10 protein-coding genes are annotated in these 14,252 nt (G+C 47.6%); 7 read left to right on the forward strand and 3 right to left on the reverse strand.

Features of this window, described 5'->3' with window-relative positions:
- Positions 1–82: 82 nt before the first annotated feature.
- Positions 83–493 carry a DUF6174 domain-containing protein gene (locus ACOQOZ_RS19780; protein ID WP_420589876.1) on the reverse strand — a complete coding sequence of 137 codons (411 nt, stop codon included), beginning with the start codon at positions 491–493 and terminating at the stop codon, positions 83–85.
- Positions 490–2,703 carry a M12 family metallo-peptidase gene (locus ACOQOZ_RS19785; protein WP_420589877.1) on the reverse strand — a complete coding sequence of 738 codons (2,214 nt, stop codon included), beginning with the start codon at positions 2,701–2,703 and terminating at the stop codon, positions 490–492. Before ACOQOZ_RS19785 ends, ACOQOZ_RS19780 begins: the two co-directional genes overlap by 4 nt.
- Before the next feature lie 201 nt (positions 2,704–2,904).
- Here ACOQOZ_RS19785 and ppc point away from each other — a divergent pair, with 201 nt between their 5' ends.
- The 6 genes from ppc (at position 2,905) to ACOQOZ_RS19815 (ending at position 10,422) form a co-directional block, all read left to right on the forward strand.
- Positions 2,905–5,538: a phosphoenolpyruvate carboxylase gene (ppc, locus tag ACOQOZ_RS19790; protein WP_420589878.1), complete on the forward strand. Its 2,634-nt coding sequence runs from the start codon at positions 2,905–2,907 to the stop codon at positions 5,536–5,538.
- Positions 5,539–5,738: 200 nt separating this feature from the next.
- A complete protein-coding gene (adk, locus tag ACOQOZ_RS19795; protein WP_420589879.1) occupies positions 5,739–6,392 on the forward strand; it encodes an adenylate kinase in 654 nt (217 codons plus the stop codon).
- Positions 6,393–7,035: 643 nt separating this feature from the next.
- Positions 7,036–7,956 (forward strand): hypothetical protein, encoded by a 921-nt coding sequence (locus ACOQOZ_RS19800; RefSeq protein ID WP_420589880.1) that lies wholly within the window; start codon positions 7,036–7,038, stop codon positions 7,954–7,956.
- A 130-nt stretch (positions 7,957–8,086) separates the two neighbouring features.
- A complete protein-coding gene (gene tsaB / locus ACOQOZ_RS19805) occupies positions 8,087–8,797 on the forward strand; it encodes a tRNA (adenosine(37)-N6)-threonylcarbamoyltransferase complex dimerization subunit type 1 TsaB (RefSeq protein ID WP_420589881.1) in 711 nt (236 codons plus the stop codon).
- Positions 8,798–8,823: 26 nt separating this feature from the next.
- Entirely contained in the window at positions 8,824–9,621 is a 798-nt protein-coding gene (locus ACOQOZ_RS19810) for an undecaprenyl-diphosphate phosphatase (RefSeq protein WP_420589882.1), read from the forward strand.
- A gap of 9 nt (positions 9,622–9,630) precedes the next feature.
- Positions 9,631–10,422 (forward strand): class I SAM-dependent methyltransferase, encoded by a 792-nt coding sequence (locus tag ACOQOZ_RS19815; RefSeq protein ID WP_420589883.1) that lies wholly within the window; start codon positions 9,631–9,633, stop codon positions 10,420–10,422.
- Positions 10,423–10,516: 94 nt separating this feature from the next.
- Here the strand turns inward: ACOQOZ_RS19815 and plsB are convergent, their stop codons facing one another.
- Positions 10,517–13,006 carry a glycerol-3-phosphate 1-O-acyltransferase PlsB gene (gene plsB / locus ACOQOZ_RS19820; protein WP_420589884.1) on the reverse strand — a complete coding sequence of 830 codons (2,490 nt, stop codon included), beginning with the start codon at positions 13,004–13,006 and terminating at the stop codon, positions 10,517–10,519.
- 300 nt (positions 13,007–13,306) lie between these two features.
- On the opposite strand from plsB, the gene ACOQOZ_RS19825 reads away from it, so the two are divergent.
- Complete coding sequence (locus ACOQOZ_RS19825; RefSeq protein ID WP_420589885.1) at positions 13,307–14,245, forward strand: ABC transporter ATP-binding protein; 939 nt, start codon at positions 13,307–13,309, stop codon at positions 14,243–14,245.
- The last annotated feature ends 7 nt before the right edge of the window (positions 14,246–14,252 follow it).

A 14,252-nucleotide genomic window follows, 5' to 3' on the forward strand; every position in this document is an offset into this window, starting at 1 on the left:
AAGTTGGCCAGAAAAACAGGTCGACAATAAAAAACGCTGTTATTGAAAAATAACGGCGTTTTTTATTGTCTTTTTATCTGACTTAAAGCCGCTTGAAATTGTCGATCTGGTACGTCACCTCGTCATCAGCGACCATTTCAGAGACATCAATGTAGACATCACTTGGGATGCCAGCCTCATCTGACCAGTTGATCTCCAACCGATGTGCCGCTTGTGTCTGAGCTTGCTGTATCCGACGCATAATGACGGCTAAATCCGGCACTTCATCACCAATCCAGGATAGTGGAATAGCTTTGCCGCTGTTGCTATGTACAGCACGGTAAGGGGCTCCATTCCGGACTTCGATATCAAAAGGCCCGGTAAATTGTTGGTGGCAAAAACACTCTTGTGTGACACGCATCGTATAATGTTCGGGCACCTGAGCAGGTGATGGTGCCAGCCAGCTACAACCGGCTGTCATGCTTAAAATCAGCATTAAATAGTTGTTTTTCATCGGCGTCGGCTCCTGATCATGAACACTGATAACAATAAAGTGATAAACCAGTTGAAATGGCCACCACCTCCCCCACCACTGGAAGCATTTCCATTACCAGAGTTATCACCGTTACCTGAATCTCCATCACCACCAGTATTGTTATCCGCAGCCTTAATGGCGACCGTAAAAGAAGCCACACTCACATTACCTGCCAGATCTTGTGCACGGGCTGCAAGGGTATGAGTGCCATGTGGCAATGTTTGTGTCGATGTGCAATTCCAGCGATTGTTGCTAATCGTAGCGGTTGCACAAAGTGTGGTGTTATTCATTAAGACGCGTATCTCACCGCCGTTGGCTGTTAGATCGGTTGTGCCTGACAAAGCCGGTCGTACCGAGCTGGTTGTAATATTACTGGCGGTTAATACAGGTGTTGTTGTATCAATGATGGCTGTAATGTCACGGGTAACGATGCCCAGGATATCGCGGATGGTAAGTGTATTGCTGCCTTCACCAAGATTTTCTGAAGGTATGCAACCCCAGCTGCCATCATTGGCAATGGGTGAGGTACACAGGGTGGTATTATCGTTTATAACCTGAATGTTATTACCATTGTTGTTGAGGTTAGTCGAACCCCTAACCAGTGGCCTTGGATTATTTGTCAGCGCGATATTATCGGCATTAATCACAAAAGTATTGCCGCCATCGGAGGCACTGAAATTCAATACCGCATTGCTGTTGGAGCGATCAGCATCACGAAATAAATTATTGCTTTGATCGGTTGCTGTTACTGTGACGTTGGAGGCTGTTGGTGTCAGAGTGACAGCAATATTTTGTGCCGTTGTGGCGGTAACCGGGAAGCTGCAGGTAGCCTGGCGGCTATCTGGCTGAATACTGCAGGCATTGCCTGCCAGGCTAACAGCATTAAATGCGGCGCCCGTTGCCACCAGAGTTAATTCAATATTGCCGCTGGTTCTGAACCCTGTTTCGGTGTTACGGGCAGTAAAAGCGTTTGTAATCGTCAGGTTCTGTCCAATACTGGCGCTGCCTGAAAAGGCCTGTGATTGAATGGTCATATCAATTGGAGCTGTTGTACATGAATCACTGAAATGAGAAGACAGGGTTTGTGTGATTACTTCCTCTGAGCAACTGGAAAAACGTTTCGGCAGGGTACCAATAATCGCGTTCATAACAAAACCAGTGGAAGCACAGCTGTTGCCGTCACCGTCGTGTCCGGATTCAAAATTATGGCCAATCTCATGGGCAATGGTTGCAGCGGTAAAAGGGAGGCTGATTACACCACCAAAGTCACGCGATAATTGACTGGTACCCACGGTAAACGCACTGCAGTAGGTCGAAGGACTAGCAAATGCTACGCCTGTGGTGCTGCCAATGAAGTCTTTACCGGTGATCAAGTGAACAATTGAATTGTTTTCTTTTAGAAAATTGGTTGGCGTTTGATTTCGGCCGTCATAATTCCCGAAGTTGTTGCGGCACACCGTAGCGCCAAATCGTTGCTCACAACTGCGCGAAAATAAATCGGTTAATACCGTGTTAGCATCCGTTGAGCTGGTATATATATCGGTTTCATTGGTCAGGAACACACTGTTAATCTGATTAAAAGCGATATTAAACTGGTTGAGATAATAACCTTCGACCATATTCATCAGACTGTCGGTAGAGCCTTGCAGATCCCGGCCACTCAGTGCGCTTTGATATTCCTGATCAAATACCAATTCAAGATCGGCATAGACACAGACACCATCGACTAAATTATTACACTGATTAGTAAAAGGCTGAGCCAACTCTTTGGCAATAAATAATGCCGGGTGGCTGGGGTTGGCGCTGCTGTTGCTGTAGTGTATTTGATGATTGTGCTGATCGTTACCACAGGTTGCGGCAGAGGTCAGCGAGCTGAAAGGGAAAGCACTGAGGGTTTGTTCTGACGGTGCGGCATGTTGCTCAATAAAGTGCATTTGATTATTAAACGATGTGATGCCGCTCCAGCTGTTATTAAAAGATGACAGCCGAACCCAGCTATTATCAAAACCCGAGACATAACCTTTGTAATGGCGGCTACCATTATCGCTGGCAGGATACTGGCTGTTCTCATCGAGAATTAATCTATGTGTTTCGCCGGCAATATAAAATGGAAGCTCTAGCGATAGGGTGTTGGAAGAAGAGACGGCACACCAAGTCAGTAATGCCAGCAGTGTTCGGTTTAACAGCATAATAATCGATCCCACATTTCAGATTAATCTATAAGTTGATACAGTATATGGAATTTTACTGATGTAGGATCATCAAATCGTAGATTGTGTTCGCATATTATTGGGATCTGTTTCACGGAATCATACAAAGATGCTTATGTTGACAGCTCTGGCATGGGGTGTGATTGTAATTGTAAGTCTCTTACTTAACGGAGTGTGGAAATGTCCGAGTTGAATGGTTTATTACGCGATAAAGTACGTTTGTTAGGTAACGTGCTGGGACAGGCAATTGCAGCTCAGCACGGTGAAGAGATGCTGACACGGATTGAAGACATTCGTCAGCAGGCAAAAACGGCTCGGGCCGGCGATGAGACTGACCGGGATCGATTGTTAGCTTTGTTAAAGACTATGCCAGACGATGCTCTGGTACCAGTTGTTCGTGGGTTTAACCAGTTTTTAAACCTGGCCAATATTGCTGAGCAGCAACATTCTGCCAGTTGGCGTCGCGGCGACTTTCTGCAGGATGATGTCGATTTACTGTTCAATGGTCTGTTAGACCGTCTGCAGGAAAAAGGCATTGATGGTCTGGATCTCAGCCAAAAAGTCGCTGATGTAAATATTGAGTTGGTTTTAACCGCTCATCCGACCGAAGTGACCCGCCGTACATTAATTCAGAAATACGATTTAATTGCTCAGTTATTGCAACAGCGCGATGACTTACGCGATGGTCACCCTCAGCTGGAAGATATTGAAAAACGTATTGCCTCGCTGGTGGAAGAAATTTGGCAAACCGATGAAATTCGTCAGACAAGACCGTCTCCGGTTGATGAAGCCAAATGGGGTTTTGCCGTTGTTGAAAACTCACTGTGGCAGGCTGTGCCGCAACTTTTACGTCAGCTAGATAACGAATTACGTTCCCGTGGCGCCGGAGCATTACCTTTGACTGCGGCACCGGTGCGTTTTTCTTCCTGGATGGGGGGAGATCGTGATGGTAATCCGAATGTAACGGCAGATATTACCCGGGAGGTTTTATATTTAGCCCGCTGGATGGCAGCAGATTTATATCTGCGCGATATTGAGAAACTCGGCATGCAGCTGTCAATGACCGCAGCCTCGGCGGAAATGCGTCAGGCGTATCCGGTACACGAGCCTTATCGCGCCTGTATTCATGATTTACGCGATAAATTAGAAGCAACCCGTGTTTGGGCCGCCGCCAAAGCTAAAGGAAAAGACTGTGATATTCGCCCGTTGATGTCACAGGATGAATTATTACAACCACTGATGCTTTGTTATAACAGCTTGATTGATCGGGGAATGGATACCGTCGCCAATGGTTTGTTATTAGATACCTTGCGTCGTGTTGCCTGTTTTGGATTATCGATGGTGCGTCTGGACGTGCGTCAGGAATCCACACGTCATGCCAATGCGATTCAGGCGTTGTGCGAATTTTATGGCTGGGGGGATTATCACAGTTGGCCGGAATCGCAGAAACAGGAATTCTTATTAAAAGAGCTGAAATCAAAACGGCCGATTATTCCAACTCGCTGGCAACCGGATGCTGAAGTACAGGAAGTGTTAGACACCATGAAGGTGATTGCTTCTGATGTCGGCGAAGGGGTGTCTTGCTACATTATTTCTATGGCCAGTGAACCATCCGATATGCTTGCCGTTGCTTTATTATTGCAGGCATGTGATGTGCGTGATCATTTACCCATCGTGCCATTATTTGAAACGCTGGATGATTTAGAACAATCGGCTCCGCGGATGGAAAAACTCTGGTCAGTGGATTGGTATCAGGAATATTGCCAGGGTCATCAGCAAGTGATGATTGGTTATTCTGATTCGTCAAAGGATGCTGGTCAGTTAGCGGCGGTTTGGGCTCAGTACCGTGCTCAGGAACGACTCTCTGCAGTGGCCAATGATAAAAATATTCGTCTGCGTTTATTCCATGGCCGTGGTGGTACGGTTGGGCGCGGCGGTGGTCCTGCACATGGCGCTATTCTGGCTCAGCCGCCAGGGTCTGTTGAAGGTGGCCTGCGGGTAACCGAGCAAGGCGAAATGATTCGCTTTAAATACGGCATGCCGACTCTGGCACTGCGCAACCTTAAAATATATGTGTCCTCTGTGCTGGAAGCGAATTTATTGCCTCCGGAAAGTGCAAAACCAGAATGGCGAGAGGTGATGGAGTCTCTGGCACAATCCGGTGTTAACTCTTATCGCGCTATGGTTCGTGATACAACGGATTTTGTTCGTTACTTCCGTGCGGCCACTCCTGAGCAGGAACTCGGAAAGCTGGCTTTAGGCAGTCGTCCGGCACGGAGAAAATCCGGCGGTGGAATTGAAACACTGCGAGCGATTCCCTGGATTTTTGCCTGGACGCAAATGCGTTTAATGTTACCTGCCTGGCTGGGAGCTGACGAATCTCTGCAACAGCATATAAAGGAAGAAAAACTGTCATTGCTGCGGCAGATGTATCAACAGTGGCCATTTTTCCGCACGTATATCGAAATGCTTGAGATGGTGGTTTCGAAAGCGGATAGCGGATTGGCGCAATATTATGAGCGCCGTCTGGTTGAGCAGGAATTACAACCTTTAGGCAGCGTATTAAGGGCGCGCCTGGAAGATATGCGTGATCTGGTGCTGCAGATTAAGGAACAGCAGATCCTGCTGGAAAATAATCGCCTGCTGGATCATTCCATGAGCATTCGTAACCCGTATACCGATCCATTGCACTATTTACAGGCAGAGTTGCTGTATCGCGATCGGGAATCCGGCGATAGCTCGAATACTCAGGTTGAGCAGGCACTTAAGGTCACCATGGCAGGGATTGCTGCTGGTATGCGTAATACCGGCTAGCTGTTCAGAACAGCATTTCTCCCCGAATTGGTATAACTACCAAAGTCGGGGAGTACTTTCCCGGCTTTTTTTCCACAATGACTTGAGCAAGAACCTTGCTAGCGGTAAGGTTAGGCCAATTTTTCTCTGCTTCTGGCTAAAATTTGAACAATTTGTGCCAGTTTGCCCAGTTTTTTAATTAACCATTAAGGAGTTTGCGCATGCGCGTAATTCTGTTGGGTGCGCCAGGTGCTGGTAAAGGTACTCAGGCACAGTTCATTTGTGAAAAGTTTGAAATCCCACAGATTTCAACCGGCGATATGCTGCGTGCTGCTGTAAAGGCAGGCAGTGAATTAGGTCTGAAAGTAAAAGAAATCATGGAAACCGGTGGCCTGGTATCTGATGAAATTATTATCGACCTGGTAAAAGATCGTATTCAGCAGGACGATTGCGGCAATGGTTTCCTGTTTGATGGTTTCCCACGCACCATTCCACAGGCTCAGGCATTATTAGATGCGGGTGTTGATATCGACGCTGTGCTGGAAATTGATGTTGCTGACGAAGAAATTGTTAAGCGTCTTGGTGGTCGTCGTGTTCACCCAGGTTCTGGCCGTGTATACCATGTTGTTTACAATCCACCAAAAGTGGAAGGTAAAGATGATGAAACCGGTGAAGAACTGATCCAGCGTGATGATGATCAGGAAGAGACGATCCGTAAGCGTCTGTCTATCTACCACGAGCAAACAGCACCACTGGTTAGCTTCTATAAAGATCTGCAGGCGGAAAAAGGCGATGCAGCTCCGAAATACAGCCACGTACCTGGTGTGGGTTCGCTGGAAGAAATTACTGCATCTGTGATGGCAGCGTTAAGCTAAATTCATACATGTGTTTAAAAAAGGGCCTTTATGGCCCTTTTTTTTGCTTTGGAGTTTCCTTCATTGGCAGTCATCAGCAAATCTTTATCATTCATCTGATCGCTCAGGTCTGAATCCGATATCACAAAAATGTGTAAAAGATTTCATATAGATAACGGCACTTCACCGTAAGAAGGTGTAAGTATAATTACGAGGTAACAACCAATACGACGATTATCCGAATGTTGCTTCGGATATTATTCGTTAGCTGTCAGTTTTTTGGAGTTCATGAATAATTACTTAATCAGTGTTTAGTCTGGCTGGCTTGCCCGGTTCGCAGAATAGCCAAAGCGTCTGCTGGCATTGATATATCGTCAGAATATTAAAAAACAACAACGGTTATTTCTGTCATTGAGTGCAATCGCAACAACTCAGGGTAATGAAAGGAATATTGTTTTTTTACGCCATATCTTTACCGGCTACATCGGCTATTTATGGAAATGAGGCAATATTTTTATAAAAACGGGCAAAATATACGTTTTTTGATCATATTTTTTTGGTTTTTCAAAATAAAAATACTATTATTGCTTCGAATAGTTATTGTACAGCTGATTACTGTACCTACTACGATTTCTGATCAGGCAAAATAAATCGAGGACTAACCATGGCACGACCAAAGAAAGCTCCTGCGAAACGCGGACGTAAGCCAGCTGCAAAAAAAGCTGAAGCACCAGCTTTGCCAAAAGCAGTTGTAGCGGCCACTAAGGCTGTTGAAAAAGCAACTAAAGCGGTTGCAGCTCAACAAACCAAAGTAGAAGCGGCTGAAAAGAAAGCTGCTGCAGCGAAAACCAAAGCAACTGCTGCTAAAGCAACTGCTGCGGCAAAACGTGCAGCAACTTCTGCAAATGCAAAAGTAAAAGCTGAAAAAGCAAAACTGCAAACTGTTAAAGCGGCACTGCGTGAAGCTAACACTGCGCTGAAAGTTGCTGAAATTGAAGCGAAAGCTGAAGCAACAGCGGCAGCTGCAAAAGAAGCGGCGGCAGCATTCGAAGCGTCTCTGGCTGCTAAAGCAGATGCAGATCTGGCTAAAGCCGTTGCGGATTTCGAGAAGAAATGGCGTAAAGCACGTGCTAAGCAAGATGCTGCAAAAGTAAAAGCTCGCGCTAAGAAAGAAGATGCAAAAGCTAAAACAGCGGCTAAAAAGCTGAAAGCCAAAGCGGCAGCAGCGGAAAAAGCAGCTAAGCCAAAAGCAAAGCCAGGCCGTCCAGCGAAAGCTAAGCCAGCTGCAGCTAAAGACGCAGCTCCTAAGCGTCGTGGTCGTCCACCAAAAGCAGCAGCTGCGGCTCCTGCAAAAGATGCGGCTCCTAAGCGTCGTGGTCGTCCGCCAAAGGCTGCTGAAGCTGCACCAGCAAAAGAAGCAGCTCCAAAGCGTCGTGGTCGTCCAGCTAAAGCTAAGGCTGCAGCTCCTGCAAAAGATGCGGCCCCTAAGCGTCGCGGTCGTCCACCTAAAGCTGCTGCAGCTGCACCAGCTAAAGACGCAGCTCCTAAGCGTCGTGGTCGTCCACCAAAAGCGGCAGCTAAGTAATAGCATCCGTTATAAAAAAAACCCGGCTCGCCGGGTTTTTTTATGCCTGCCAGTTAACAACTTCCTGTCACCGCGTATGAGTCGCTATGATATAATCGCGCCGCTTTTTACACCTGAGACTGCCTTAGTTATGACAAACATTCTGATTCTGGATGCCTCTTCCAGTTTGTGTTCGGTATCTTTGTTAAGTTCCGGGCAAGCACACCATTTATGTGAAGATCAGCCACGCAGACATGCTCAGCGTTTATTGCCGATGGTTGATGAAATTCTCAAAGCCGCTGCGGTTAATAAATCTGAGCTCAATGGTATTGCTTATGGTCGTGGTCCAGGCTCTTTTACCGGCATTCGTATCGCAGCTTCGGTTATGCAAGGCATTGCTCTGGCATTAAATCTGCCGGTTTATGGTGTGTCATCGCTTCAGGCGATTGCCCAACAGTTGGTTCAGCAGCATGCATTGAATCCAGGGCAGGAAATTGCGGCCATTATGGATGCTCATATGGGGGAAGTGTTTTGGGGGATTTTCCGGTTGCAGGAAAATGGCCTGGTGACACTTCAGGGCCAGGAGCAAGTGGCTACTCCTGACCGTTGCATTGAGCAACTGGCTGAATTTAATGGGGTATTTGCCGGAGACGGGCTCACGCTTGAGGCATTAGAAGGGCAGTTTCCGGATGAGAGAAGTTTTGCCGATGTTTTACCCAAAACCGAATATATGACATCGCTGGTAGCTGATGCCTGGGACAAGGGTCAGTTTGGCAATGAAGAGCAACATGCACCGGTCTATTTGCGTGATTCCGTTGCCTGGAAAAAACTCGACGAACAACCAAGTTTATTAAAACGTTAAGGGCTCACGCCTGTTAGGGAACAACTGTGGATCTGATTGAAATTATCGTTCTGGCACTATTGCAGGGACTCACCGAATTTTTACCTATTTCCAGCTCGGCTCATCTGATTTTACCGTCGCGTATGTTCGGTTGGGATGATCAGGGGCTGGCATTTGATGTTGCCGTTCATGTCGGCACTCTGGCGGCGGTCATTTTGTATTTCCGTCGTGATATTGAAGTACTGGCACTGAACTGGATGAAAACCGGATTTACGCCAACTCCGAATACTGAAGCGAAACTTGCCTGGTATGTGGTTGTTGCAACCATTCCTGCTGGCCTGGCCGGGTTATTACTGGATGACTGGATTGAAGCAAATCTGCGTTCAACGGCGGTAATTGCCGCTGCAACCATCGGTTTTGGTTTGTTGCTGGGCTTTGCTGATAAAAGCCGCAAAGATGGCATCACTCTGACTCATATGACGTTGATGATGGCCCTGATTATTGGTCTTGCGCAGGCATTGGCTTTAATTCCCGGTACTTCCCGTTCGGGTATTACTATTACAGCGGCTTTATTGGTTGGCTTACATCGGGTTGAAGCGGCGCGCTTCTCATTTTTATTGTCTATTCCTTTGATTCTGGCGGCGGGCGGCTTAAAAACACTGGAACTGGCAAATTCATTATTGCCGGTGGATTGGACATCCTTGGCTCTTGGGGCAGGCTTATCTGCGATCAGCGCCTGGGTTTGTATCTATTACTTCCTCGCCTTTATTAACAAAATCGGCATGATGCCATTTGTGATTTATCGTCTGATTCTGGGCGGGATTTTATTACTTTTCTTTATCTGATCGTTATCTATGGCTGAATTGATCTGTCTGGACAATGCATTAAAAGACGAAGCGCTGGCACTATGCCAGCGTTTTGCTTTGACGCTGGCGCCGAAATCGTTGTTACAAAGTGATGGCTTTCATCTGTGTCTCGACTTTACTGGTTTGAGTCTGCAGCAGGGTGGTGTTAAGCCCGGGAAAAAACGTACTCAGGTGCAGGTCGATTTTTCACAGGGGGCGGTTGCCCATCGAAGAAAGTTTGGTGGTGGCCAGGGGCAGGATATTGCCAAGGCGATTGGCGTAACGGTTTATAAGCCCAGCGTTATCGATGCAACGGCGGGCCTTGGTCGTGACAGTTTTGTCCTGGCAACCCTGGGATGTGAAGTCACGGCTTTTGAGCGGCAGCCGGTGATTGCAGCGTTGTTGGCCGATGGACTGAATCGAGGAGCCAACGATTCCGAAATCAGCGATATTATTGAGCGCATATCTTTGCATCATGGCACCAGTCATGAACTGCTGAAACCTGCATCAGATATTAGCGATATGGTTGACGTGGTTTATCTGGACCCAATGTTCGAGCACGATGAGAAGAATAAGGCCCAGGTAAAAAAAGACATGCAGGCATTCCGCCAGGTGGTTGGTCAGGATACTGATGCTGATGATCTGCTAAGCCGGGCGACGGCTTGTGCTCGTTGTCGTGTCGTTGTTAAACGCGCCCGCAAAGCCAGGCCGTTAGCGGATGTTGAACCAACTTATGCCCTGGTTGGCAAAGCCAATCGATTTGACGTCTACGTTAAAGCCAAAGTCGCGCCGCTGGAATAAGCCATAAGACACGCATAAAAAAGTCCGCATTTTGAACTGTGACCCATAAGTTGGGCAGTTTAAGCTGCGGGCTTTTTTATTGCTGATTGTCCAGTTAGTCCTGAGCGTCTTCCTGTTCTGTTTCCAGATCTGCTTCAAGGCTGCGCAAAATACTCTGACGTAGTTCACCGTCAAGAATATCCTGCAATGATTGCGTCAGACCGTTGATGGAGTCATCAAAACACAGGCTGTCGTTATCATCTTTAGTCAGCAGACCTTTTTGCAGTAATTGCTGAATCAGGGTACGGAACAAGGCCTTATCGAAAAACTCCGGAGCATTAATGCCGTACAGCAAGCTGATGCGTTGTGCCAACAGCGTACTTTGTTCTTCTGCTTCTTTAGCATTGAGCTGGCCTGACCCGCGGCGGTTAAGCAAACTCAGCGTCAGGAAATAACGTTCCAGTGTTTGCATCACGTTGTCGGCCAGGCCGCGTAACATCGCAAACTCATTGCTGCTGGCAGGTGTTGCATGGAAGCCTGCCTCATTCTCATGGAGGTAGCCTTTGTTCACCAGCGCATCCAGCCAGTTATTAACTTCGCTATCCAGCTCGTTGATATCCCAGTGCAGGAACAATTCTGCCTGCAGGAATGGATAGGCCTGCTTAACCATCTGCACCACCTGATCACGGGTGTAGCGCTGGTTGTTAACAAACAGGCAGGCGATCAGAGATGGTAGGGCAAACAGGTGTAATACGTTGTTGCGGTAATAGGTCAGGGTAACGGCCTGGCGATCGTCGGTTTGAATCAGGTCACCCATTGGGTGTTTGCTGCGCGAAAATACCCCGAGTTCTTCTGAGTATGCCAGCCAGTCTTTGCCATCTCCAGGAGGAAGTGCTGTTAATGTGCTGTATGGCGTTTGCTCAATCAGGTCGCGATAGGACTCCATCTGACGCACCAGTAATTGCTCATCCATTGCCTGGCGTGGTGCTGATAGAATGCTCAACGCAATAAGGTTAATCGGGTTGATTGAAGCCGCGCGATTGATTTCGGTAACAACCTGATTTGCCAGTGTGTTGACGACAGTCGGTGCCCAGTCTGGGCGATAATCACAATCGCTGAAATCCAGTTGCTGCCAGCCCGGTTTTTGTTGATCGAGGAATTCCGTCAGATAAATCGGTTTGCCGAAGGTTACATGCACTTTACCGAAAGAATTTTTAAACGACTTCAGAGTGCCAAACACACCCAGCAGGCTTTCTTTCTTTTTCTTTTTGCCGCGCAATTCGCCAAGGTAACTGCTGGCTTCGAATACTTTTTCGTAACCGGTATAAACCGGCATAAAAATAATCGGCTTTTTAGAATCCCGCAGATAGCTGCGTAAAGTCATGGCCAGCATGCCGGCTTTAGGACTCAGCGTACGGCCGGTACGACTACGTCCACCTTCAACAAAATATTCTGCCGAATAACCATGGGTAAATACCGAATGCAGGTATTCATCAAATACGGCGGCATAAAGTTTGTTATCGCGGAACGTACGACGCATAAAGAACGCACCACCACGACGTAAAATTGGTCCGACAACCGGCATATTAAGGTTAATGCCCGCTGCAATCTGCGGCAGTTGTAAGCCATGGTGATATAGCACATAAGACAACAACAGATAATCAATATGGCTGCGGTGACACGGCACATAAATGATTTCGTTATCTTTGCTGATTTCTTTCAGGTGCTCGATGTTGTGCAGATTTACACCGTTGTAAATCTTGTTCCATACCCAGGTTAACACCAGGTCGAGGAAACGCACATTGGTGTAAGAAATATTCGAAGCAATTTCATCGGCGTATTTGTACGCTTGCTGCTGCGCTTTTACTTTACTGGTGCCTTTGTTTTCCACTTCTTCCTGAATGGCTTTCAGCACCATGGGTTTACGGGGAATCTGGTGCACCAGCGTACGGCGGTGGGATAAATCCGGGCCAAGTACCGAGGCGGAGACCTGACGATTATGTACTCGCAGAATTCGTGACACTTTACGTGCCAGCACTTCCGGAGTTTTATCCGCTTCGTACAGCTCGCGCAGTGACATTGGTTTGGAGAAATGAACGAAGGTATTGCGGCCATTCAGCAGAATCGCCATCAGGGTCACCAGGCGACCGCCAAGTGCACCACTGTTCTGCAGCCAGATGCGCAGAAAGGAGCCTTCTTTATCGGGAGCACGACCCCACATCACACGAACCGGAACAATCTGAATATCACGTTGTTCGTCTTCGGCAAGCCATTCAGCCTGGCTGATCAGCTGCTTGGCCACAATGGGTGAACCCTGGCGACGAAAAATCCCGGTGCGTTTGTAAATATGGAAAAAGGGCTTAGCTGGCAGTCGACGATTTAACAAATCTTCATAGGGGCTGTTCCAGCCGAACTGGCTGACTTCGCGATCAATCACCAGCTGCTCTGCATGGGATGGCGACCATAAGGCATAGACCACAGGCTTGTCCGGATCGAGATTAAACTCTTTAACATCCGGGCCAATGATATGGGTTTTGATAACCCCATAGAGCAACTTCTGCTGCCAGCGATATAAGGTGCGGCGCAGGGCTTTAATAAACTTCATAGGTAACACTCTTAAGATGACACTCGATGATCCGGCAAGGGGCCGGGTCGGGCGCTAGTTTACCTTGGCGGCTGTGTGGATCAAAACGCTATCCTGAGTCAAATAGCCGGTCAAAACTTGCCATTGGTCAATCACTTGCCAATTTTTCACGGCTGGCTGCTTTCGTGGCAGCATTTGTGAATATGTCGAAAAATGTCAATCCACACCAATAATGACTTTCTTTATGATAGACATAGCCGTGACAGGGCGATGACCGGTGTGATCCCCGGTTTGTCGCAGGTGAAGGAAGGAACAAAACACATGATAAAAGCAGATCAGTTAACCAGGCAGTTCGGCAGTTTTTGTGCTGTTGATCGCTTGTCGTTTGAAGTCAGTCCAGGTGAGGTGCTGGGATTTTTAGGGCCGAATGGCGCTGGCAAGTCGACCACGATGAAAATGATTACCGGTTTTTTACAACCCACCTCCGGATCGGTATCGATTTTTGGTCATGATATTGAGCGACAACCCATTCAGGCAAAGTCGATGATTGGCTATTTACCTGAAGGTGCGCCAGCATACGGTGATATGACGGTATTGGCATTTTTACGCTTTATCGGCGAAATTCGTGGCTTCAGTGGTGCTGAATTAAAACGCCGTGTGGCCAGAGTGGTGGCACAGCTGGATCTCAAAGATGTTGTGGCGCAACCCATTCATACTTTGTCGAAGGGTTATAAGCGCCGTGTTGGTCTGGCACAAACCCTGATACATGACCCGCGCATTCTGATTCTTGATGAGCCCACTGATGGTTTGGATCCAAATCAGAAACAACAGGTACGGGAGCTGATTCAGAATTTGTCGGACGACAAAATTGTGATTGTATCGACCCATATTCTTGAAGAAGTCACTTCTGTGTGCTCGCGGGCAATGATTATTGCAAACGGTCAGAAGGTCATTGATGGTACGCCCGCTGAGCTGGAAGCGCGTTCGCGTTACCACCAGGCTATCTCATTACGTTTTCAACAACCGGTTACCGAAGCTGCGGGTCGTTTTGCGGCACTGAAAGGCGTTGTCGAAGTGGATGAGCAACAACAAGGTTTGAGTTATTTGTTGTTCCCTGACAAAAACGCCCAATTGTATCCGGCCGTTTCAGCATTGATTGAGCAGCAGGGTTGGCAATTGGACTCGTTACATATAGAGCGCGGACGACTGGATGATGTCTTCCGCTCCCTGACACAAGCTGATGCGACGGCACAGGTATAAGGAGAGA

The sequence above is a fragment of the Bacterioplanoides sp. genome, from assembly GCF_965219715.1.
Taxonomy (GTDB): Bacteria; Pseudomonadota; Gammaproteobacteria; order Pseudomonadales; family Oceanobacteraceae; genus Bacterioplanoides.

Coding starts and splice junctions, on each gene's coding strand:
- ppc (WP_420589878.1), top strand. CDS start 2,905: ATGTCCGAGTTGAATGGTTTATTACGCGATAAAGTACGTTTGTTAGGT.
- adk (WP_420589879.1), top strand. CDS start 5,739: ATGCGCGTAATTCTGTTGGGTGCGCCAGGTGCTGGTAAAGGTACTCAG.
- ACOQOZ_RS19780 (WP_420589876.1), bottom strand. CDS start 493: ATGAAAAACAACTATTTAATGCTGATTTTAAGCATGACAGCCGGTTGT.
- ACOQOZ_RS19825 (WP_420589885.1), top strand. CDS start 13,307: ATGATAAAAGCAGATCAGTTAACCAGGCAGTTCGGCAGTTTTTGTGCT.
- ACOQOZ_RS19785 (WP_420589877.1), bottom strand. CDS start 2,703: ATGCTGTTAAACCGAACACTGCTGGCATTACTGACTTGGTGTGCCGTC.
- plsB (WP_420589884.1), bottom strand. CDS start 13,006: ATGAAGTTTATTAAAGCCCTGCGCCGCACCTTATATCGCTGGCAGCAG.
- ACOQOZ_RS19800 (WP_420589880.1), top strand. CDS start 7,036: ATGGCACGACCAAAGAAAGCTCCTGCGAAACGCGGACGTAAGCCAGCT.
- ACOQOZ_RS19815 (WP_420589883.1), top strand. CDS start 9,631: ATGGCTGAATTGATCTGTCTGGACAATGCATTAAAAGACGAAGCGCTG.
- tsaB (WP_420589881.1), top strand. CDS start 8,087: ATGACAAACATTCTGATTCTGGATGCCTCTTCCAGTTTGTGTTCGGTA.